Origin of the sequence: Pseudomonas bohemica (assembly GCF_002934685.1) — a bacterium.
Classification (GTDB): domain Bacteria; phylum Pseudomonadota; class Gammaproteobacteria; order Pseudomonadales; family Pseudomonadaceae; genus Aquipseudomonas; species Aquipseudomonas bohemica.
Genome location: NZ_NKHL01000072.1, coordinates 11478 through 31683 on the forward strand (window position 1 = coordinate 11478; position 20206 = coordinate 31683).

Here is a 20206-nt window from a genome sequence, read left to right on the forward strand (position 1 = left end):
TGTGCGTCAGCTCCAGGCCGATTTGGTCTTGCCGCTGGAGTAGAGCGCCAACAGAACCAGGAATGAGAACACCAGCATGGAGCCAGCCAGCCAGTGTGCCTGCACATATTCCATGGACTCGACGTGGTTGTAGATTTGCGTCGACACCACTCGGGTTTTTTCCGGAATATTGCCGCCGATCATCAGGACTACGCCAAACTCGCCCACGGTGTGAGCGAAGCCAAGGATCGCGCCGGTGATCAAGCCAGGCCGTGCCAATGGCAGCACCACGGCGAAAAATGTGTCCCAGGGATTGGCGCGCAGCGTCGCGGCCACTTCAAGCGGGCGCGGGCCGATGGCGACAAAGGCGTTCTGCAGCGGCTGCACCACGAACGGCATCGAATACAGCACCGAGCCAATGACCAGCCCGCTAAAGCTGAACGTTAGCGTGCCCAGGCCGATGCTCTGGGTGAATTGCCCGATGGCACCGTTGGGTCCGAGGAACAGCAGCAGATAGAAGCCGATCACGGTGGGTGGCAACACCAGTGGCAGGGCTACTACTGCGCCAACCGGGCCTTTGAGCCAAGAGCGAGTGTGGGCCAGCCACAAGGCGATGGGGGTGCCGACGATCAGCAGAATCACGGTTGTCAACGACGCCAGTTTCAGCGTCAGCCAGATCGCCGCGAGGTCGGCACTGCCCAGTGGCATTTATAGCTGGTATCCGTAGGACTTGATCACCGCAGCGGCTTTCGGGCCCTTGAGGTATTCGATAAGCGCCTTGGCAGCAGCATTGTCCTTGCCCTTGTTAAGGATCACCGCGTCCTGCTTGATCGGCTCGTGCAGGTCGGCCGGGACGATCCACGCTGAACCGCTGGTCAGCTTGCCATCCTTGTACACCTGAGACAGAGCGACGAAGCCCAACTCGGCGTTGCCGGTCTGCACGAATTGATACGCCTGCGCGATGCTCTGGCCTTCGACAATCTTCGCCTTGGTGGCGTTGGTCAGGCCGAGTTTGTCGAGCACTTGGGTGGCAGCCAGACCGTAGGGAGCGGCTTTCGGGTTAGCAATCGATAGATGCTGGTATTCGTTTTTCTTCAACACTTCGCCTTTGTCATCGACATAACCGTCCTTGGCCGACCACAGCGCCAGGGTGCCGACGGCGTAAGTAAAGCGCGAGCCCTTGACGACTTCGTTCTCGCTTTCGAGTTTGGCTGGCGTGGTGTCATCGGCGGCGAGGAATACCTCGAAAGGCGCGCCGTTCTTGATCTGGGTGTAGAACTGGCCCGTGGCGCCGAACGAAGCCACTAGCTTATGCCCGGTGTCCTTCTCGAAATCCCTGGCGATGGCCTGAATCGGCGCCGTGAAGTTGGCAGCCACCGCTACCTGAACTTCATCGGCGAAAACGCTGCTGGCCGAGAGAGCGGTGAACGCGATAACCAGGGATTTAAGCGTGACGCGAAGGGAAGTTGCGCGCATGAAACGGCTCCATGTTGTTTTTTATGAGGTAATGACGGACGTCTACCGATACCGGCCTAACGCTATGCACCGGAATATATAGCGTAAGGTCACCTCAAGGAAGCCTGTTCTTTGCGCAGTTCTTCCGCAGAGCGTGTCAGTGGCCCAATCCGGCCAGCCGTTCGAGAGCCTGGATGGCCAGCTGGCGAGTCAATTCTTCCGCGGGTAGCGAGTGCTTGATGCCAACGGCCTGGCCGGCCCACAGGTTCATGAAGCCGTCGTTGCCCAGCGGCTCGGCTTTGCCGCGCAACGGAATCAACGCGCCGCCTGCTGTTGGAAACGCAGGGGCGTGGGCACTGATGGGGCCTAGCTCGCGCATGATGCGGTTGACGATACCGCGAGCAGGACGGCCGGTGAAAATGTTGGTCAGCGCCGTGTGGCTGTCCTTGGCGCTGGCGAGCGCGGCCTGATGCAGTTTCGACACCCTGGCTTCTGTGCTGAACAGGTACGCGGTGCCCAGTTGCACGGCCGAGGCCCCCAGCATGAAGGCAGCTGCAATACCTCGACTGTCGGCAATACCCCCGGCGGCGATGACGGGCACGCTCACGGCGTCGGTGATCTGCGGCACCAGTGCCATAGTCCCGACTTGCGTGTACAGCTCGTCACTGAGGAACATGCCGCGATGTCCACCCGCTTCATAGCCCATGGCAATGATCGCGTCGCAGCCATGCTGCTCGAGCCAGACTGCTTCTTCTACTGTTGTGGCCGAGGAAATGACCTTGGCGCCTGCGGCTTTCACCCGCGCCACGAAGGCCGGCGAGGGCAGGCCGAAATGGAAGCTGACCACCTGCGGCTGCAGTTCCTCCACCAGCGCGCAACTGGTTTCGTCGAACGGGGAGCGGTTGGAGGTGGGCGTCGGGCTGTCGAATTCCGCACCGAGTTCCTGATAGTAAGGCTCAAGCAGGTCTTTCCAGGTTTTATCGGCGTCTGGGTTGGCTTCCGGCGACTGGTGGGCGAAGAAGTTCAGGTTCAGCGGTGCGTGGGTGCCGGCCCGGATCAGCGCCACTTCCTCGCGGATCTGATCATGGCTAAGCATCGCGCACGGCAGCGATGACAGGCCGCCAGCCCGGCCCACGGCTATTGCCAGCGCGGAACCTGCCGCCCCCGCCATCGGGGCGAGGAGGATGGGCACTTCAATATCGAACAGCTTGAGGATGCGAGTGTCAGGCCAGGCGATCATGGGCAGTGTCTCCAAAGGCAAAGTGACGATTCGGTGCGATGGCACGGGATGATCTTTGCCATCGGCGTCGGTTATGAGGGTCGTCGCTTTGGCTGTTCAAATGTTTGATTGATTTAATAGACGGTCGGTCTAATATGCAACCCCATGACCGACATCATCGCAAAACCCAGACGGCCCGGCCGTCCTCCCAAGATCGCCCGCGCCGAAGACTTCGATACCCGCCAGGCGCTGATCCGCTGTGGCGTGGAAGTGCTGACCGAGCAGGGCTTCATGGCCACGGGCATTGACGGCATTCTCAAGCGCGTAGGCGTGCCCAAAGGCTCGTTCTATCACTATTTCGCCAGCAAAGAAGCCTTCGGTCTCGCGGTGCTGGCAAGTTACGCCGAGTATTTTGCCAAGCGTCTGGACCGTTGGTTGCTGGACGAAGCGCTGTCGCCACTGGAGCGACTGGCCGGATTCGTTCAGCATTCCAAGGTCAGCATGGCCCGTTATGAATATCGCCGCGGCTGTCTGGTCGGGAATATGGGGCAGGAAGTCAGCATGCTCCCCGAAGGGTTTCGCGACGCCCTGGAAAGGATTTTCCTCGACTGGCAAATACGCCTCTGTACCTGTTTCGAGGAAGCCAAACAGGCAGGTGAGTTGCCGCTTCATACTGACACCGACCAGCTGGCGGCCTATTTCTGGATTGGCTGGGAGGGGGCCGTGCTGCGCGCGCGGCTGGTTCAAAGCGATGCTCCCCTGAATACTTTCATCACCGGGTTTCTTCGTGGCCTACCACGCTGATTCTTCGGCTCTATTTCTAGACGGCCGGTCTATATAGGAGGCAAGGCATGTTCAAGGGCATTTTTATCGAAAAAGACGACGGCGGTTATCACGTCAAGCTGGCAACCATTGACGAAGCGCAACTGCCCGCTGGCGACGTGAAGGTACGGGTGTCTCACAGCACGCTCAATTACAAGGATGCGCTGGCAATCACCGGTAAAGGCCCGATCGTGCGCAAGTTTCCAATGGTGCCGGGGATTGATCTCGCCGGCACCGTTGAGCAAAGCAGTGATCCGGATTTCAAGCCCGGCGATCAGGTCGTGCTTAACGGTTGGGGCGTGGGCGAAGGGCACTGGGGCGGGCTGGCGCAGTTGGCTCGGCTCGAAGGCAAATGGCTGATCCCGCTGAACCCGGCGTTCACCCCCGCTCAGGCCATGGCTATTGGCACGGCCGGGTACACGGCGATGCTCGCCATCATTGCGTTGGAGAAAAACGGCGTGACCCCGGATAAGGGCGAGGTGTTGGTGACCGGTGCTAACGGCGGCGTCGGCAGCTTCTCGATTGCATTGCTGGCAACGCTCGGTTATCGCGTCGTGGCGTCCACCGGCCGCATCGATGAAAGCGACTACCTGAAACAATTGGGCGCTGCTGAAATCATCGATCGCGCGACCTTGTCCGAACCGGGACGTCCGCTGACCAGGGAGCGCTGGGCCGGCGCGATCGATTCGGTGGGCAGCCACACATTGGCCAACATCTGCGCGAGCACGCGTTATTGGGGAACGGTCGCCGCGTGCGGGCTGGCGCAAGGCATGGAGTTTCCGGCTTCGGTGGCGCCCTTTATTCTGCGGGGCGTGACTCTGGCCGGCATTGACAGTGTGATGCGCCCGCGTCAGGACCGCATCGATGCCTGGGCGCGTCTGGCCACTGATCTGAACCCTGCCGCGCTGGCGTTGATTAGCCACCAGATCGGCCTGAGCGAGGTGATCGAGACTGCCCATCGGCTGATGGATGGGCAGGTGCGTGGCAGGGTCGTGGTCGACACCCAGCGCTAGGCGGCTCGTCGTGCGCCCGGTTTGCCGTAAATGAAATCGGTGATCTGCACCACACTGATCCGGCTGCAGGCGGGGTGCCAAGGGTTGACCAGCAGACAGCGTGTGCCATCCATGGCTGCCGATGGCAGGATCAGCCCGAAGTGCTCGTTGCGTGCAAGCCAGCGGCCGCCGAACTCCATGCTGGGTCTGTCCGGCGGCAAGTTATCCCAGCCCAGAGGCAGCTCGGCCAGCGGCGGCTCTTCGTACAGCTCCGGGTCGCGGGGCAATTGCAGGTGCATGAGCTTGAAGGGCAGGTGCGGCACGTGTCCGGCCAGTATTACGGGGTCAAGCGCACACCCCGACGGACTCAAGCCCAGGTATATCGCTGGCTGGTCGGGGGGATTCCAGCGCCCGCCGAACTGCGCCGCGCCAGCGCCGGACAGATCCTCGATGTCCTCGGCCTTGCCGATTCGCCAGGCCTGCATCAGACCACCCCCCCGTGCCGCAACGCTGCCAGCACCCGACGCACCTGGCTGGAGCCGATTTCGGTTTCGCACAGGGCAATGGGGGTCTGGTCGTTGAGCGCCCTGTTCGGCGTCATCATCCAGCGTCGCGCAGTGTCCTGATCTTCGAAGACTTCGGCGGCGCGGATCGCCAGCGAGGCGACCCGGTCCAGCCGTTCTGAACCCACCAGATCCAGCGGGCGCCGTTGTCGCTGTCGGCGCTCCAGCGTTGAGATCGAGGCATTGAGCAGTGCTTCCAGTTGAGCGTTGTTCAGTTGAAAGGCATTGCGCACCGCCTTGACCCATCCCGGAGGAAAGCCGGTGCGGATGTAGGCCAGGCGTTCGGTTTCATTGCGGGTGTTGAGCTGATCTGCGATCAGCCAGAAGGCGGGCGAGGCCGCGTGAGTCGACGCTTGAAAAATGGCAGGCACGTCCATGCTCCTTGATCAGATGTCCGGGGCAGGACGTTACGCCCCTGTCACCGTTTCTCAAGTCCCAAGCTGTTACACGGGTTTGCCTGTGCTTCGCGGTCGAGCAGTTGCCGCTTGCGCTCGGCTCCCCAGCGATAGCCCGAGAGGCCACCGTCACTGCGCACCACGCGATGACAGGGAATGGCCACGGCCAGACTATTGGCACCACAGGCCTGGGCCACTGCGCGAAAAGAGCGGGGTGCGCCGATGCGTTGGGCGATCTCTGCATAGCTGGCGGTGGTGCCCGGCGGAATCTGGATCAACGCCTGCCACACCCGTTGCTGAAACGCTGTGCCCTGCAAGTCGAGGGGCAGATCCAGTCCCAGACCGGGGGCTTCGATGAAACCCACGACCTGCGCGATCAGTTGCTCGAATTGCTGATCGCCGCCGATGAGCGTGGCGTTGTGAAACTGATCCTGCAGGTCGCGCACCAGTTGGTCAGGATCGTCGCCCAGCAGAATCGAGCAGACGCCGCGCTGGCTTTGCGCAACCAGTATCGAGCCGAGAAAACATTCACCGACCGCGAAACGGATGTCGGCGTTGGCGCCGCCTTTGCGGTAGTCCGAGGGTTTCATGCCCAGCAACTTGTCGCTGGCTTCGTAAAACCGGCTGTTGGAGTTGAAGCCCGCGTCGTACATGGCCTCAGTGATGGTCGAGGTATCGCCGAGACGGCTACGGACCCGATCGGCCCGGTGGGCGTTGGCCCAGGCTTTCGGAGTGACGCCGGTGACGGCCTTGAACACCCGATGGAAATGCCAGGGACTCATGCCGGACGGCCCTGCGAGCTCGTTGAGAGTGGGCAAGTATTCGGCGTCGACAATCTGCCGACAGGCCCGCGCCACCAGCAGCGCACGCTGCTCGGCCAGGTGCGTTTGATCAGCCGCCGCGCGTTTGCTTGGGCGGTAACCGGCAGCCTCGGCCAGGGCGGGGCTGTCGAAAAACACGACGTTTTCCGGGCGCGGCAGACGCGAGACGCTGCTGGGGCGGCAGTAAATGCCCGTGGTGCGAACGGCGTAGACGAACTGCGCGTCAGCGGCCGTATCACGGGCCACGACCGCCGCCCAGCGCGGGTCGTCCTGGATATTCTGGGCGCTCTGGTGGGATTTGCGCTGGCTCATGACCGGTTACCTCGGCGGGTGGCTCTCTGTATGCGCAGGCTAAAGCCTGCACCGGCGACTGAAACTCCGAGTCTTGCGATCAAATTCAGCCAAGCAGCGGCGGCAACGTGCCCAGCAGCGAAACCGCCGCCAGTGCGGCGGCACCAAACGCACATTCGAGCAGCACACTCACACGCAACGCTGTCATCTGCAGCACTTGCGCGCGAGCCAGCCCGCGATTCACCCCCGCCAGCGCCAGCATGCACAGCACCAGCGCCACTTTGACCGCCAGCACCAACCCGAATCCCGACAGGGCAGGCTGCGGCCAGACAGCGCCACTCAGCGCGCGGACATTGATCATGCCGGTCACGATGATCAGCGCCACCAACCCATAACCGATCCCGCTGAATCGCAGCAGTACGCCGCGTAAATCGACCTCGCTGGCAGCGATCAACAGCACAGCGAGCATCAGCAGGCCGCCGAGCCAGGTGCCAACGCCGATCAGGTGAAGCATCTGATTCAAGATCAGCAACTGGCCCCGAGCCCCGTCGAACATGGCGCCGTGACCCACTGGCGCCAGGGTCAGCAACAGCAATGCATTGAGCGACAGCCACAGGCGTGGCGCAGACCGCGATCCCCGAAGCGTCCACAATAGGACCAGTGCATTGAGGACGAGGTGTACGATCCAGACATGGCCGAAAAAGGTATGCCCCAGCACCAGCGCGACAGTTGCGGGATCGACAGCGTCGTGCCAGTCGCCGGCCATGTTCGCAGCGGTCAGCATCAGCCACCCGAGCGCGCTGAGCAACGCCACACAGCTGAGCCAAACCAACGCGCGGTCCAGTCGACGGCGTGCCGGGCCGAGCTCAAACCCCTGCAGGGCAGAGGTGAACAGTATGTGGCGAAACACGCCGCTGCCGAACAGCAGCAAGACCGCGCCGAAATGCAGGAATCGGCACAGAATCAATCCTTCTTGCATGACGTTACGGCGTTACCTTGAAGCGATAGACCCCTTCGCTTTTGTGGGTATCCACGGAAACCGCGTGCCATTCGACCTTGTACTTGCCCGGCGCCAGCGGCACGGCCGGGACCACGATCAACACCTTTTTGTCGACAGGATCGGTGGTTACGCTCTGGGTCTGGATGATTTCAGTGCTCTCGCCCGGGCCGTCGAGGCTGATCGCGACCTTGGTGAATTTTTCTTCGACGCCTTCGGAGAAATTCAGGCGCAATTCCCTGGGCGTGGTCACTTCGCTATCGGCGGCCGGCAGCTGGCTTTCCAGATGAGCGTGGGCGAAGGCGGAAGTGGCGGTCAGGCATGCAATCAGAGAGAGGCAGGAGAGGGCGAGCTTTATACGTTGGGCAGACATCAAGGGCACCTTTGGTTTTGCGGCAGCATTTGCAGCATGTTCATGTCAAGAATCGATACCTGTCGATTCCCAGTAAATGCGAGCGCTACTAGACCAGAAAGTGTCCGCGGACTCCAGTTAATACGCCAATCGCGCGTTCTCGCGGGCAGCTCCTTCTGCGCGCTTCGGGCCAGGATCTGCAGGTCTTCGAAAGGAGGCTTGCTGCAAACAGAAAGATCACTATCCAGTGGTTAATCAGTCAATACCGCGGCGTGAAGGTAGGTCGGTTGCAGCTTGATCTTTCGCAAGTCTGACCAGAGTCGTTGCGATCCGGCGCGGCTATTGAACGACTGTTCAGTTTGATCTATGTTGCCCCTTCTTTCGTTTTCGCAAGGCTGTTTGCGATCTTCCCCTCGCAGTTTGAAAAAAGAGGTCCTGGCATGCGCTTTTCTCCCTTCGTCGAACGAATTGCCGGCCACGGCGTTGCCGCCTGGGACATTCATCACGCGGCCTTCGAGGCTCAGCGCGAGAGTCAGGATGTGATCATCCTGAGCATCGGTGACCCGGATTTCGCCACCCCTGAATTCATTACCGACGCAGCCATCAGCGCCCTGCGTGGCGGCGACACCCATTATGCCGACATTCCCGGTCGACCCCGCCTGCGTCAGGCCATCGCTGCGCGTTGTGCGGCCAAGTTCGGTCGGGACGTCGAGGCGCGGAACGTCATTGCCGTGGCCGGGGCGCAGAACGCCTTGTTCATGGCTTCACTGTGCCTGCTGCAGGCTGGGGATGAGGTTGTGGTCCTCGATCCGATGTATGTGACCTATGAGGCAACGCTCCGGGCTTCGGGCGCCACGGTGGTGCGTGCGGCCTGCGATGCCGATTCAGGGTTTCGCCTGAACGCGCAGAACCTGACCGGCGCCATCACCGGGCGCACCCGGGCGATCTTTCTGTCCAATCCCAACAACCCGACCGGCGTGGTGCTGGATCGCGAGGAGCTGCAGATCATCGCGGACCTGGCGATTGCCCATGACCTCTGGGTGGTGGTAGACGAGGTTTACGAGAGCCTCTGTTACGAGCCTGAGCATGTGAGTCTGGCCAGTCTGCCGGGGATGGAGCAACGTTGCGTGGCGGTCGGCAGCCTGTCCAAGTCACACGCCATGACTGGCTGGCGCATCGGCTGGCTGGTGGCCGATCCCGAGCTGATCGGCCATGCGGAGAACCTGGCGCTGAGCATGCTTTACGGTTTGCCGGGTTTCGTCATGGAAGGCGCTTTGGCGGCGGTGTTGGCCCATGACGAGGTCACAAGGGGTATGCGCGATATCTACCGAGGCCGCCGCGATCTGGTGGCGGAGCGGTTGAGCGATTGTCCCGGGATCGCCGTGTTGAAGCCGGATGCGGGGATGTTCGTGTTGGTCGACGTACGTGGCACCGGCCTGAGTTCGCTGGACTTTGCCTGGCGTTTGTTTCGTGAGACCGGTGTGTCGGTGCTCGATGCGGCAGCGTTCGGCGAGCCGGCCCAGGGCTTCGTGCGCTTGTCGTTTACTTTGAGCGACGAGCAACTGGCTGAGGCGTGTGAGCGGATCGTATGGTTTGTCAGGAAGCTGGTCGAGCGGCAGTGTCGCTGATCATCGTCTGGTTTCACTTCACGCCGAAAACGCCCCACGACGCAGACCAACCACCCAACGACGGCAGATCAGCAGGCCGTTTTCCGCACTGAAGGTCGACGGGTTCAGGCACCACTCGAGCCACAGCCCGTCGAGCGTCGCAGACAGGCCGATCGCTGCGAGACGGACGTCATCGATGACGAAGCCTTCTTCTGCGGCAAGTGCGCCGAGCAATTCCTTTACCAGCCTGCGATAGGCACCGTAGCCTTGCTCATGGGCGTCGTGAACGGCGGGGGAGTGGCGAACCAGGCTCCAGAACACCACCCACACGCCCAGCAGCGCCTGATCCAGAATGCGGCTGGAAAATGAGCCGATGAGAAAAGCGTCCAGACGCTCAGCGGCGGTCTGAGCCTTTTCCACCTCGGCCTTCAGGGAATCGGTGAGGTCCAGAGAGAGCTTTTGATACGCCTCGGCGATGAGTGCATCGATGCCGCCGAAATGATGGTTCAACAGTCCTACGGAAACACCGGCTTGTTTGGCGATGCGGCGCACGGAAATACCTGCGTGCCCCTCATGGGACAAGCATTTGAGTGCGGCGCCCACGAGCAGATCGCGACGTTCATCCGGCCCGGCGCGGCGAAATTTTCGGCCATCTGCTTCCACACACACTCCGTTAAACACTGAGAGAGAGGTGCAGATTAATTGAACGGATGTTCAGTGGCTATAGAGGTTATCGTCCGGCGTTCATTGCAGACATGAGAGAGGCAAACTTGCGTGATTCTGCGAATATCGGAAACTTCAATTAGCGCGGTTCGACCCATTACCGGGTGAATTAACGGGTTAGTGAAAAGAGCATGAAAAAATATTTAAATAAAAAAAACCACCGCACTGGCGTGAGGTGGCTAAAAAGTCTTACCAAAGGAATGATGAAGTGGAGCAAGATTCGATCACCTGATGCTGCGGATTCATCAGGTCATTGATTCGTGTGCTTCATCGCCGACAACGGTAACACCGCAAGGAACATTTGAACTATTACGAAGATCGATAGTGACTATCACGACCCATTCATGAACCGTTCAGCGGAAAAATGCTAAAAGTTTTTCGGTCCGGAGGGCACATTCGGTACAAAATGGGGTCTGGCGGGCCTCGTCGAAACAATAAGGAAACGGGCTGAGAGCCTGTCGATTTACCGTGAAGATCAATTACGGTGTTGATGTATTTTGCCCATCTGCCATAGCGCGAATTCCACCGTTTCATATCTCGCCTGAACTCAGGAGGATGCCCTGTATTTCAGGGTCTGCGGAACGTTGGGCCTTAATTGAGACAGGGGATAATAATGACGTTTGTGAAATGGAACCTCGTGACGCTCGCGGTTTCGCTGGGCGTGAGTCAACTGGCAGCGGCAGGGGTTATCAGTGACCAGTCCGACGCCAAGGGCTTTGTCGAAGACAGCAGCCTGACGGTTCATCTCAAGAACTATTACTTCAATCGCGATGGCAAGAATGGCGGTGGCGACCGCAAGGACTGGACACAGGGTGTGCTGGGCAACTTCAGCTCCGGCTTCACTCAAGGCACCGTTGGTTTCGGTGTCGACGCCTATGGCTACTGGGGCATCAAGCTCGATGGCGGCGCTGGCACAGCGGGTACCGGTAACCTGCCGGTGGACCGTCACGGCGAGCCGGAAGATGAGTACGGCACCGCTGGCGGGGCCATCAAGATGCGTATTTCCAAGACCGAACTGCGTTACGGCGATTTGATGCCGACTGCGCCGGTCTTTGCCGCAGGGGGCTCGCGTCTGTTCCCGCAGACCGCTACCGGCTTCAATCTGCTGAGCAGCGATATCGCCGGTCTTGAACTCGACGGCGGTCATTTCACCGGCGGCAACGGCCCGGTCACCACCAACCATGATCATGATATCTATGCGTCGTACGCCGGCGTTACGGCCACCAGCGTTGACTATGCGGGCGGCAAGTACGCGTTCAGCGACAATCTGACGGCGAGCCTGTACGGTTCCAACCTCAAGGATGTCTGGGATCAGTACTACGCCAATGTGAATTACACTCAGGCGATCACTGGCGATCAGTCTGTCAACTTCGACTTTAATATCTATCGTACCAATGATGCAGGTTCCGCCAAGGCCGGTGATATCAGTAACACCACGTGGTCGCTGGCCGCGGCTTATTCTTTCCTGACGGCGCATACCGTCACCCTGTCTTACCAGAAAGTTCATGGCGATACGCCGTTCGATTATGTGGCCTTTGGTATTAACGGCCCAGGCGATACGGCGGACTCGATCTTCCTGGCGAACTCGGTGCAATATTCCGACTTCAACGGTCCGGGGGAGAAGTCATGGCAGGCGCGTTATGACCTGAATATGGCGAGCTATGGCGTGCCGGGGCTTAGTTTCATGGCGCGGTATATCACCGGTGACAATATCGACGGGTCGCATATGCCGTCGAACAGTACCTATGTGAATTATGGGTATGGTGATGATGGCAAGCATCATGAGACCGATGTCGAGGCCAAGTATGTGGTGCAGTCGGGTCCGGCCAAGGACCTGGCATTGCGTATGCGTCAGTCGTTCCACCGTGGGAATGCTGATCAGGCGGAAGGGGATAACAATGAATTGCGTCTGATCGCCGATTATCCGATCAACGTGTTCTGATTTTGGTGGTTGTGTCGTAGGAAAAGCCAGACGCTCTGTTTAGGGCGTCTGGCTTTTTTGGTTTTCGGCGGTGGGTGATTTTCTTCGCCTGGGAAGAGCGAAGGCTTGGCGGATTGAAGCTAACGCACTGCGAGTTTTGATGCCGAACATTATTCTTCGCACCACCCCTGCATCACTCAGGCGTGTGATCGCCCCGGATCGAGAAATTGGCCATGTGTTCCAGGCCCTTGATCAGCCCTGAGTGGTCCCAACCGCTGCCGCCCAATGCCGCGCAGGTGCTGAATACCTGTTGGGCATTGGCGGTGTTGGGCAGGTTGAGGCTCAGTTCCCGTGCGCCTTCGAGGGCCAAGTTGAGGTCTTTCTGATGCAGGGCGATGCGAAAGCCCGGGTTGAATGTGCCCTTGATCATGCGTTCGCCGTGGACTTCAAGGATTTTCGATGACGCAAACCCACCCATCAGCGCTTCACGGACTTTGGCCGGATCCGCACCGTTCTTCGAGGCGAACAGCAGCGCCTCGGCCACTGCCTGGATATTCAACGCGACGATGATTTGGTTGGCGACCTTGGCGGTCTGACCATCGCCATTACCGCCGACCAGGGTGATGTTCTTGCCCATGGTCTGGAACAGGGGCAGGGCGCGGTCGAAGGTGCCTTGATTGCCGCCTACCATGATGCTGAGGGTCGCGGCCTTGGCGCCGACTTCGCCGCCCGAGACCGGCGCATCCAGGTATTGCGCACCGGTGGCGTTGATTTTCTCGGCAAAGGCTTTGGTGGCGGAAGGGGAAATCGAGCTCATGTCGATCACCACCTTGCCCGCGCCGGTGCCTTCACTCAGCCCGTTCTCGCCGAACAGCACGTCGTTGACCTGAGGGGTGTCAGGCAGCATGACGATGATGAATTCGGCTTCCTGAGCCACTTCGCGGGGATTGCCCAAAACGGTGGCCCCGCCTTCGACCAGCGCAGCGGGTGGTGCCGAAAAGTGTTTGGACAGGAACAGCTGATGACCTGCTTTCTGCAGGTTTTCTGCCATTGGCAGGCCCATGATGCCGGTGCCGATGAATCCTATGTTAGCCATGAGATATTCCTCTCTAATAACGCGCGCCGAGAAAATGATGTTGGGCGTCGACGCAGAATGTTTTTTGTAGGGGCGCGCTTGCCCGCGATGGGATTTGCCTATGACGAACGTGTCGTCCGAATGCGGCCCAGACCAGGCGCGCGCCTACAGGGATCGGTGTCAGATCATATTGTGGGTTTTCAACCAGCCCAGGCCCGCTTCGGTCGTGGTCAATGGCTTGTACTCGCAGCCGATCCAGCCCCGATAACCTAGCTTGTCCAGATGCCCGAACAGGAAACCGTAATTGATTTCGCCAGTCCCCGGTTCATGCCGGCCGGGGTTGTCCGCCAGTTGCACGTGACGGATCACCGGCAGGTTTTTTTCAATGGTACGGGCCAAATCGCCTTCCATGATTTGCATGTGATAGATGTCGTACTGCAACGACAGATTGCGGCTGCCGACTTTCTCCCGGATCGCCAGAGCCTGGGCCGTGGTGTTCAGGTAGAAGTCTGGAATATCCAGGGTGTTGATCATCTCCATGACCAGATCGATACCCTGAGCCTGCAGCTTGTCGGCAGCGTATCTGAGGTTGTCGACGAAGGTTTTCTCGATCAGCGCATCGTCGAAGCCCTGCGGCTTGATTCCGGCTAGGCAGTTGATTTGGGTGTTGCCCAGCACTTTGGCGTAGGCGATGGCCAGGTCGACCCCGGCGTAGAACTCCTCGACCCGGTCCGGGTGGCAGGCGATCCCGCGTTCACCCTTGGCCCAATCGCCAGCGGGCAGGTTGAACAACACTTGAGTCAGCCCGTTGGCCTCCAGTTCGGCCTTGATCTGCGCCGAGCTGAAGTCATACGGAAACAGATACTCGACCCCGTTGAAACCGGCGTTGGCGGCAGCTTCGAAGCGTTGCAGAAAATCCAGCTCGGTGAACAGCATGGACAGGTTGGCGCAAAGACGTGGCATGGCTTGCTCCTTTCTCTCGTTGTTCTGTGGCGCCGATCAGTCCAGCAGGCTGATGGCGGTAGGGGCGTCGGCGCGGCTTTCGGCCAGCGATTCGAATTCGTTGATCGCATTGATCTCGGTGCCCATGGCGATGTTGGTCACTCGCTCAAGGATCACTTCGACCACCACCGGGACGCTGTACTGCTGCATCAGGCCGGTGGCCTCGGCGAGCGCGGCCTGGATGTGCGCCGGGTCGCTGACCCTGATCGCCTTGCAGCCCAGACCCTCGGCGACGGCGATGTGGTCCACGCCATAGCCTTCCAGTTCGGGGGCGTTGATGTTGTCGAACGCCAGTTGCACGCAGTAATCGATGTCGAAGTTGCGCTGCGCCTGACGGATCAGGCCCAGGTATGAGTTATTCACCACAACGTGGATGTACGGCAGCTTGAACTGCGCGCCCACTGCCAGTTCCTCGATCATGAACTGGAAGTCGTAGTCGCCCGACAGCGCGACCACCTTGCGGCTCGGGTCGGCCTTGGCCACACCCAGCGCTGCGGGAATGGTCCAGCCCAGCGGGCCGGCCTGACCACAGTTGATCCAATGGCGAGGTTTGTAGACGTGCAGGAACTGCGCGCCGGCAATTTGCGACAGACCGATCGTGCTGACGTAGCAGGTGTCCTTGCCGAAGTACTGGTTCATCTCTTGGTAAACACGCTGCGGCTTGACCGGCACGTTGTCGTAGTGGGTCTTGCGCTGCATCGTGCGCTTGCGCTCCTGGCAGCTGGCCAGCCACTGGCTGCGATCTTTCAGCTTGCCTGCGGTGTGCCATTCGCGAGCGACTTCAAGGAACATCGACAGCGCCGCGCCAGCATCGGAAACGATGCCCAGGTCCGGCATTAATACCCGGCCGATCTGGGTCGGTTCGATGTCGACGTGGATGAACTTGCGACCCTCGCTGTACACCGAAACCGTCCCGGTATGACGGTTGGCCCAGCGGTTGCCGATGCCCAGCACCATGTCCGATTCCAGCATTGTCGCGTTGCCGTAGCGGTGGGAAGTCTGCAGGCCGACCATACCCGCCATCTGCGGGTGATCGTCGGGAATGGCGCCCCAGCCCATCAGGGTAGGAATCACCGGAATCCCGGTCAGCTCGGCGAACTCCACCAGCGCGTCAGAGGCATCTGCGTTGATGATGCCGCCACCGGCGACGATCAAAGGGCGCTCGGAAGCGTTGAGCATTGTCAGGGCTTTTTCGATCTGGTTGCGGCTGGCCTGGGGCTTGATCACTGGCAGCGGTTCGTAGGCGTCGATGTCGAATTCGATCTCGGCCATTTGCACGTCGAACGGCAGGTCGATCAATACAGGGCCAGGACGACCGCTGCGCATCAGTTGGAAGGCCTTCTGAAACACGTAAGGCACTTGGCCCGGTTCCATGACGGTGGTGGCCCATTTGGCGACTGGCGAGGCAATGGCCGCGATGTCGACTGCCTGGAAATCTTCCTTATGCATGCGAGCACGTGGCGCTTGCCCGGTAATGCACAGGATCGGGATCGAGTCAGCGGAGGCCGAGTAGAGACCGGTGATCATGTCGGTGCCGGCAGGCCCGGAGGTGCCGATGCATACACCGATGTTGCCGGCGATGGCACGGGTATAACCCTCGGCCATGTGCGAAGCGCCTTCGACGTGGCGCGCCAGCACATGATCGATGCCGCCGAGTTTTTTGAATGCGGCGTACAGCGGGTTGATGGCAGCGCCGGGGATACCGAAAGCGGTATCGACCCCTTCGCGACGCATCACCAGAACGGCGGCTTCGATGGCTCTCATGATGGTCATTTGTTAGTCTCCTGAACTCGATAGTTTTTGTACGTAAGTAGCGTGATTTGAATTGAAGTTTTTGTGAATGGCTGCTTTTGGCAGTTCTGTCGGTATCAGGAGTATCGAATGGATCGTTACACAGAAGTGCGCAGCTACGTGCTGGTCGCCACCCATGGCAGTTTCGCGGCGGCGGCGCTGGTGGAAGGGGTTACGCCGGTGATCATGGGCAGACGACTGAGCGCGCTGGAGGATCGGCTGGGGGTGAAACTCATTCACCGCTCGACTCGGGGGCTGACTCTGACCGACGCCGGCGAGTCGTATCTGGAAAGTGCCAAGCTGGTCCTGCAATCGTTCGAGGAGTTGGACGCCAGCATCAGCGAAAACGAAAACAGCGTGCGCGGGCATTTGGTTGTGTCAGCGCCAGCCGGCTTCGGGCGTCAGCACGTGGCACCTCACGCGCCGGAATTCCAGGCGCGTTTTCCCGATCTGCAGCTGTCATTCAACCTGACGGACAACGTCGTCGATCTGGTCCGCGAGGGCTACGACATGAGTATCCGCATCGGCGAGGTACTCGATCCCAACTATGTCGCCATCAAGCTGTTCGCCAACAAACGCGTGGTCTGTGGCTCGCCGCAGTATTTCGCCAAGCATGGGCTGCCGCAAACCCTCGAAGATCTCGCCGAACACAATTGCCTGTCGTTCAACCTGCAGGGCGGCCAGCATCGCGGCTGGACCTTTCAGCGCGACGGCAAACCGGTAGCGATCAAGGTCGCGGGTAACCTGTATTGCAACGATGGCGAGCTGCTTTACGACTGGGCCAAACGTGGTCTGGGGCTGTGCTGGCGCTCGACATGGGAAATCCAGAACGAGATCGAAAGTGGGGCGCTGTTGACGGTGCTCGATGACTTTGCGCTGCCCAGCTATGACATTCAGGGCGTGTATCCGCAGCAGCATTACCTGCCGGCCAAAGTGCGCTTTTTCATCGCCTTTCTAAAGGAGGTATACAACCGGCCGGGGTATTGGACGCAAGGCGCTTAGCGAACTGCGACGGCAGGGAACCGAAACCCCGTTGCGCGCCACTCATGCGGTATTCAATCCGTCCGCGAGGTGTCACATGTCGATGAAAATACTCGGGCCTTCCCAGCAGGGATTTGGTCTGGACCGCAGCGATTTTGGTCACATGGATGCGTTCAAGGGCGGTACGGATGGCAAGCCGAATAGCGGGCACAATGGCGGGCAAATCAGTTTCGGAGGTGCTTCAGGCGCAGGAGTGCAGAATGCTCAGGTCGATTTCGGCGGGCGGTCTTCGCAACTGAGCGACAGTCGGGTGAACGCACCGCAAAAAACGGCCGATGCCGATGACGGCCAGTTGAGCAACCAGGTAAAGGACCTCGTCCAGCAGATACTCCAGCTCATCGCCCAGATGATGCAGAAGAACCAGACCGGTACGGGTGATCAAACCGCGAACAGTGCCAGCCAAGCGGTGGGCTCGTCGAGCCCGGTGGCGAATGCCGCTCAACAGCCAGCAGTAACGTCTCAGGCCGGCGACGCCACAGGCCAGGCGTCGACAACATCACCCGCTGCTGCCACTGAACAGCCCGCGGCGAATTCGCAGGCGAGCAATGCACAAGCGCCGCAGACCGCCGCACCTGAAACGGCCTCTGCTGCCACATCGACTCCAGAGACCAGTGCAGCCACCTCCGTGGGCGACGGGCCGACGGCAGGCAGTGGTCCGCGCTCTTTCAACATCACCAACACCCAGGATCACCCAATCAAGATCGGGCAGTTCGACAAGAACGACACACTCACCGCCGAACTGACCCTGCAGCCGGGGCAGAAGGGCACGATGAAGTTCGAGAACGACACCACCGGCCTGCTCAAGCAAGCGGCCGCGGACGGCGTCTACAAACCGGATGCCAGCCGTCTGGAGTTCTACAACGGTTTCATCAACACCAGCGACATCGACGGACGTAACGCAGCGATTCACGCCACCGATGGCAAAGGCTTCGAAATCGGCGACACCAAGAGCATCGCGGACAAGGCATCGAATGACATCGTTTCTGCCGATGCAGCCGGTGACAAAACCGTCGCCGGCTTCTACGACGGCTCAACGGACAAGATGCAGAAAGGCGGTGATTTCCTCACCAGGGAGCTGGGCACGGACATGACCTACATGCACCCGAACGACGACACCCTGGGGCAGGGGCGTAATCCGATGCGTCACACCGACTCCCTGTCACTTGACGTGACGTTCGGTAAGGCCTGAGGCGCGGCGCTTCCCGGAGCATTCGATCGGCAGCAAATCGTCGAATGCCGGGGCGCGCAGTGACGGTCAGATCAGCTCGAATGAGATCGGCGGCAAGCCACGAATTTCGCCCAGCGCCAGCCCCGGCCCTTTGGTCTGGTACATGCCGGTGTAGGAGCCCGTTGTGATCACCAGGTCCGGCGTCACGCTTTGCCCGTTCCGGGTGAGATGATTGACCACCCACGGCAGCAAGCGACGCGGATCGCCGGCGGGGTTGGCACCATCGCCCGGCACGATATCTTCGCCGGCGAAGGTGAAGGTCAGCGCAGGTTCGAGAAACGGGAAGCCGGCATCGTAGGGCACGAAATCCCCGACGATCAGCGCGCCGTGGTTGAGTAGATCGCCCAGGGCCAGCAGCGGCTCGATCTTCGGCCACGCGGCGAAACGGCTCGACACTATTTCGATGGTCGTACCCATTGAGCCGATGCTGCTCAGCACTTCTTCATCGGAGTAGGGCTCGTCGCGCGGGGTGAACTCGCGATTGAGGCGCAAGGCGATTTCCAGTTCCAGGATCGGCTGAGGATAATCGACGATTTCCACCTGGCTGCCACTGGCGAACAGGCCATCCTCGGGCAACAACGCGCCATTGATCGGGCCGCCGGAGGTGGATTTCGAGCCGACCTTCCAGCCGCCGACGGTGGTGTCGCGCAGACGCAGGATCTCCCGTTGCAACGCATAGGCGCTGGCCGCGTCGGCAGGCACATAGTCGGGACGGATTTCGGTGAGTTTCTGACCGTTGTGCATGGCGTCGACGATCAGTTGGGCAATGTTCGCTGGGTGAGACGGTGGGTTCACGCGGGACTTCCTTCAGGCTATTGAATGGAAAGCGCTCCACAGGCGGTACACGCGTCGAACTGCGGAGCCAGCGCGCCTACTCTAACCTCATTTGCATACGATGACAGCGCGTGAAATATCCGTTGAGACGTAGCCGCCTGAAAACTCAGTGCAAAATCAGGCGCGACACTGGCTTTTATCGGCAAAAAACCGCTGCTTTTGTCCGGCAGCGGTTTTTCCATGGGGATCGAAACGCAAGCGCAGATGGATGCGCGGTGGCTCAACCATTCTGGCAACCGTCACCCAGACGGGTGTACGCCAGGTTGTGGGTCGCGCCTTTGCTGTCCATATACACCATGTGCGCTTCAATCGGGCCGCAGGCGCTGGAGGCATCGCTGGCGCTGCTCATGCTGATGACCTTGGCGATGTCCAGGTGTTGCGAGTAGTTGTACTCGACGGCGGGCGGAACGGACTCGGGAGCGTTGACTGTGCCGTTCGCCGAGGCGAAGGCGCTGAATATCGAGAGTGCGGCGAACAATGCGTATTTCATGATGGATCTCCAGAAACGAATAAAGCGATCATCCCGCGCGAGATGTGTTCTCATTAACTTGCCAGTGTAAAAATTTGACAGCGCTGGTACTGAAACGGTCAGTGTCGATAACAGCAACTGTTGAGCGTAATAAGTAGATCACTATCAAGGCAGTAGTCATGCTTAACCTTTCGCTGATAGTGAGTTTGGTTTAAATACTCAACCTTTCTCGCAATCTCCCAAACGCGTGTACTCAAGTTTGTGGCTGATGCCCTTGCTATCGACGTACTCCATCTGCGCTTTCTGTGGCTTGCAGTCGCTGGCAGCGGTGCTGGCGTTGCTGATGCGCACGAGCTTGGCGATGTCCAGGTCCTGGCTGTAATCGTACGGCTCACCCTGAGCGGACGCATTTGTCGGGCCGGCGATAGTATCGTTGGCCGAGGCGAACAGACTGCACAGCGACAAGGCGGCAAACAGTGCGTATTTCATGATGAACTCCAACTAATCGGCTAGCGCAGCTGGCTCAGCTAATGGTTTCGATGTGGAGCATTCTAGGTTTTGTACGAAAAGTATTGCCGCATACAACGTAGGCTGCAGGCCAGCGTGACCATGGCTGCGTAGCTCTTGGC

General features: G+C 59.9%; 20 protein-coding genes and 1 pseudogene. 6 read left to right on the forward strand and 15 right to left on the reverse strand.

Translation table 11 applies throughout. The annotated features are described in order from the left end of the window. Positions 1-6 precede the first annotated feature (6 nt). The 3 genes from modB to CE491_RS02590 form a co-directional block, all read right to left on the reverse strand. Positions 7-687, reverse strand: coding sequence for a molybdate ABC transporter permease subunit (gene modB / locus CE491_RS02580; RefSeq protein WP_110946809.1), 681 nt, complete (start codon positions 685-687; stop codon positions 7-9). After that, positions 688-1455: a molybdate ABC transporter substrate-binding protein gene (gene modA, locus CE491_RS02585; RefSeq protein WP_110946810.1), complete on the reverse strand. Its 768-nt coding sequence runs from the start codon at positions 1453-1455 to the stop codon at positions 688-690. 136 nt (positions 1456-1591) lie between these two features. Further along, positions 1592-2674: an NAD(P)H-dependent flavin oxidoreductase gene (locus tag CE491_RS02590; RefSeq protein WP_110946811.1), complete on the reverse strand. Its 1083-nt coding sequence runs from the start codon at positions 2672-2674 to the stop codon at positions 1592-1594. A 144-nt stretch (positions 2675-2818) separates the two neighbouring features. Here CE491_RS02590 and acuR point away from each other — a divergent pair, with 144 nt between their 5' ends. Together acuR and acuI are read left to right on the forward strand one after the other, a co-directional pair. Continuing rightward, positions 2819-3457, forward strand: coding sequence for an acrylate utilization transcriptional regulator AcuR (acuR, locus tag CE491_RS02595; RefSeq protein ID WP_110946812.1), 639 nt, complete (start codon positions 2819-2821; stop codon positions 3455-3457). A 47-nt stretch (positions 3458-3504) separates the two neighbouring features. Next, the gene (gene acuI / locus CE491_RS02600) at positions 3505-4488 is read left to right on the forward strand and encodes an acrylyl-CoA reductase (NADPH) (RefSeq protein ID WP_110946813.1); all 984 of its coding nucleotides are present in this window, start codon (positions 3505-3507) and stop codon (positions 4486-4488) included. On the opposite strand, the gene CE491_RS02605 is transcribed toward acuI, so the two are convergent. The 5 genes from CE491_RS02605 to copC all read right to left on the reverse strand — a co-directional run bounded on the left by CE491_RS02605 (position 4485) and on the right by copC (position 7907). Beyond that, a complete protein-coding gene (locus CE491_RS02605) occupies positions 4485-4952 on the reverse strand; it encodes an RES family NAD+ phosphorylase (RefSeq protein ID WP_110946814.1) in 468 nt (155 codons plus the stop codon). The genes acuI and CE491_RS02605 overlap by 4 nt on opposite strands. Beyond that, a complete protein-coding gene (gene parS / locus CE491_RS02610; protein WP_234407482.1) occupies positions 4952-5401 on the reverse strand; it encodes a type II RES/Xre toxin-antitoxin system antitoxin in 450 nt (149 codons plus the stop codon). Before parS ends, CE491_RS02605 begins: the two co-directional genes overlap by 1 nt. Positions 5402-5448: 47 nt before the next feature. Further along, positions 5449-6558 carry a bifunctional DNA-binding transcriptional regulator/O6-methylguanine-DNA methyltransferase Ada gene (gene ada, locus CE491_RS02615; protein ID WP_110946816.1) on the reverse strand — a complete coding sequence of 370 codons (1110 nt, stop codon included), beginning with the start codon at positions 6556-6558 and terminating at the stop codon, positions 5449-5451. An 85-nt stretch (positions 6559-6643) separates the two neighbouring features. Further along, a complete protein-coding gene (gene copD / locus CE491_RS02620; protein WP_110946817.1) occupies positions 6644-7516 on the reverse strand; it encodes a copper homeostasis membrane protein CopD in 873 nt (290 codons plus the stop codon). Between the two features lie 4 nt (positions 7517-7520). After that, positions 7521-7907 carry a copper homeostasis periplasmic binding protein CopC gene (copC, locus tag CE491_RS02625; protein WP_110946818.1) on the reverse strand — a complete coding sequence of 129 codons (387 nt, stop codon included), beginning with the start codon at positions 7905-7907 and terminating at the stop codon, positions 7521-7523. A 419-nt stretch (positions 7908-8326) separates the two neighbouring features. On the opposite strand from copC, the pseudogene CE491_RS02630 reads away from it, so the two are divergent. Next, positions 8327-9493: pseudogene (locus CE491_RS02630) on the forward strand (pyridoxal phosphate-dependent aminotransferase); the annotation flags it as partial. 39 nt (positions 9494-9532) lie between these two features. Here CE491_RS02630 and CE491_RS02635 read toward each other — a convergent pair. Further along, complete coding sequence (locus CE491_RS02635; RefSeq protein ID WP_110946820.1) at positions 9533-10156, reverse strand: TetR family transcriptional regulator C-terminal domain-containing protein; 624 nt, start codon at positions 10154-10156, stop codon at positions 9533-9535. 673 nt (positions 10157-10829) lie between these two features. Here CE491_RS02635 and CE491_RS02640 point away from each other — a divergent pair. Then, positions 10830-12158: an OprD family porin gene (locus tag CE491_RS02640; protein ID WP_110946821.1), complete on the forward strand. Its 1329-nt coding sequence runs from the start codon at positions 10830-10832 to the stop codon at positions 12156-12158. A gap of 172 nt (positions 12159-12330) precedes the next feature. On the opposite strand, the gene CE491_RS02645 is transcribed toward CE491_RS02640, so the two are convergent. The 3 genes from CE491_RS02645 to gcl all read right to left on the reverse strand — a co-directional run bounded on the left by CE491_RS02645 (position 12331) and on the right by gcl (position 15987). After that, complete coding sequence (locus tag CE491_RS02645) at positions 12331-13233, reverse strand: 2-hydroxy-3-oxopropionate reductase (RefSeq protein WP_110946822.1); 903 nt, start codon at positions 13231-13233, stop codon at positions 12331-12333. Positions 13234-13392: 159 nt separating this feature from the next. Continuing rightward, positions 13393-14175, reverse strand: coding sequence for a hydroxypyruvate isomerase (gene hyi, locus CE491_RS02650; protein ID WP_110946823.1), 783 nt, complete (start codon positions 14173-14175; stop codon positions 13393-13395). 36 nt (positions 14176-14211) lie between these two features. Next, positions 14212-15987 carry a glyoxylate carboligase gene (gene gcl, locus CE491_RS02655; RefSeq protein WP_110946824.1) on the reverse strand — a complete coding sequence of 592 codons (1776 nt, stop codon included), beginning with the start codon at positions 15985-15987 and terminating at the stop codon, positions 14212-14214. Positions 15988-16095: 108 nt separating this feature from the next. On the opposite strand from gcl, the gene CE491_RS02660 reads away from it, so the two are divergent. Then, the gene (locus CE491_RS02660; RefSeq protein WP_110946825.1) at positions 16096-17007 is read left to right on the forward strand and encodes a LysR family transcriptional regulator; all 912 of its coding nucleotides are present in this window, start codon (positions 16096-16098) and stop codon (positions 17005-17007) included. A 76-nt stretch (positions 17008-17083) separates the two neighbouring features. Then, the gene (locus tag CE491_RS02665) at positions 17084-18235 is read left to right on the forward strand and encodes a RodZ family helix-turn-helix domain-containing protein (protein WP_110946826.1); all 1152 of its coding nucleotides are present in this window, start codon (positions 17084-17086) and stop codon (positions 18233-18235) included. 66 nt (positions 18236-18301) lie between these two features. Here the strand turns inward: CE491_RS02665 and CE491_RS02670 are convergent, their stop codons facing one another. From CE491_RS02670 to CE491_RS02680, 3 genes are all read right to left on the reverse strand, one after another. Beyond that, on the reverse strand, positions 18302-19069 hold the full coding sequence (locus tag CE491_RS02670) for a 2-keto-4-pentenoate hydratase (RefSeq protein ID WP_110946827.1): 768 nt from the start codon (positions 19067-19069) through the stop codon (positions 18302-18304). A 259-nt stretch (positions 19070-19328) separates the two neighbouring features. Further along, a complete protein-coding gene (locus tag CE491_RS02675) occupies positions 19329-19598 on the reverse strand; it encodes a DUF2790 domain-containing protein (RefSeq protein ID WP_110946828.1) in 270 nt (89 codons plus the stop codon). A 198-nt stretch (positions 19599-19796) separates the two neighbouring features. After that, positions 19797-20066 (reverse strand): DUF2790 domain-containing protein, encoded by a 270-nt coding sequence (locus CE491_RS02680; protein ID WP_110946829.1) that lies wholly within the window; start codon positions 20064-20066, stop codon positions 19797-19799. Positions 20067-20206 lie beyond the last annotated feature (140 nt).

Bases quoted from the DNA above. Each gene is read 5' to 3' on its own strand.
- modB (WP_110946809.1), bottom strand. From the start codon at position 687: ATGCCACTGGGCAGTGCCGACCTCGCGGCGATCTGGCTGACGCTGAAA.
- modA (WP_110946810.1), bottom strand. From the start codon at position 1,455: ATGCGCGCAACTTCCCTTCGCGTCACGCTTAAATCCCTGGTTATCGCG.
- CE491_RS02590 (WP_110946811.1), bottom strand. From the start codon at position 2,674: ATGATCGCCTGGCCTGACACTCGCATCCTCAAGCTGTTCGATATTGAA.
- acuR (WP_110946812.1), top strand. From the start codon at position 2,819: ATGACCGACATCATCGCAAAACCCAGACGGCCCGGCCGTCCTCCCAAG.
- acuI (WP_110946813.1), top strand. From the start codon at position 3,505: ATGTTCAAGGGCATTTTTATCGAAAAAGACGACGGCGGTTATCACGTC.
- CE491_RS02605 (WP_110946814.1), bottom strand. From the start codon at position 4,952: ATGCAGGCCTGGCGAATCGGCAAGGCCGAGGACATCGAGGATCTGTCC.
- ada (WP_110946816.1), bottom strand. From the start codon at position 6,558: ATGAGCCAGCGCAAATCCCACCAGAGCGCCCAGAATATCCAGGACGAC.
- copD (WP_110946817.1), bottom strand. From the start codon at position 7,516: ATGCAAGAAGGATTGATTCTGTGCCGATTCCTGCATTTCGGCGCGGTC.
- copC (WP_110946818.1), bottom strand. From the start codon at position 7,907: ATGTCTGCCCAACGTATAAAGCTCGCCCTCTCCTGCCTCTCTCTGATT.
- CE491_RS02640 (WP_110946821.1), top strand. From the start codon at position 10,830: ATGACGTTTGTGAAATGGAACCTCGTGACGCTCGCGGTTTCGCTGGGC.
- CE491_RS02645 (WP_110946822.1), bottom strand. From the start codon at position 13,233: ATGGCTAACATAGGATTCATCGGCACCGGCATCATGGGCCTGCCAATG.
- hyi (WP_110946823.1), bottom strand. From the start codon at position 14,175: ATGCCACGTCTTTGCGCCAACCTGTCCATGCTGTTCACCGAGCTGGAT.
- gcl (WP_110946824.1), bottom strand. From the start codon at position 15,987: ATGACCATCATGAGAGCCATCGAAGCCGCCGTTCTGGTGATGCGTCGC.
- CE491_RS02660 (WP_110946825.1), top strand. From the start codon at position 16,096: ATGGATCGTTACACAGAAGTGCGCAGCTACGTGCTGGTCGCCACCCAT.
- CE491_RS02665 (WP_110946826.1), top strand. From the start codon at position 17,084: ATGTCGATGAAAATACTCGGGCCTTCCCAGCAGGGATTTGGTCTGGAC.
- CE491_RS02675 (WP_110946828.1), bottom strand. From the start codon at position 19,598: ATGAAATACGCATTGTTCGCCGCACTCTCGATATTCAGCGCCTTCGCC.
- CE491_RS02680 (WP_110946829.1), bottom strand. From the start codon at position 20,066: ATGAAATACGCACTGTTTGCCGCCTTGTCGCTGTGCAGTCTGTTCGCC.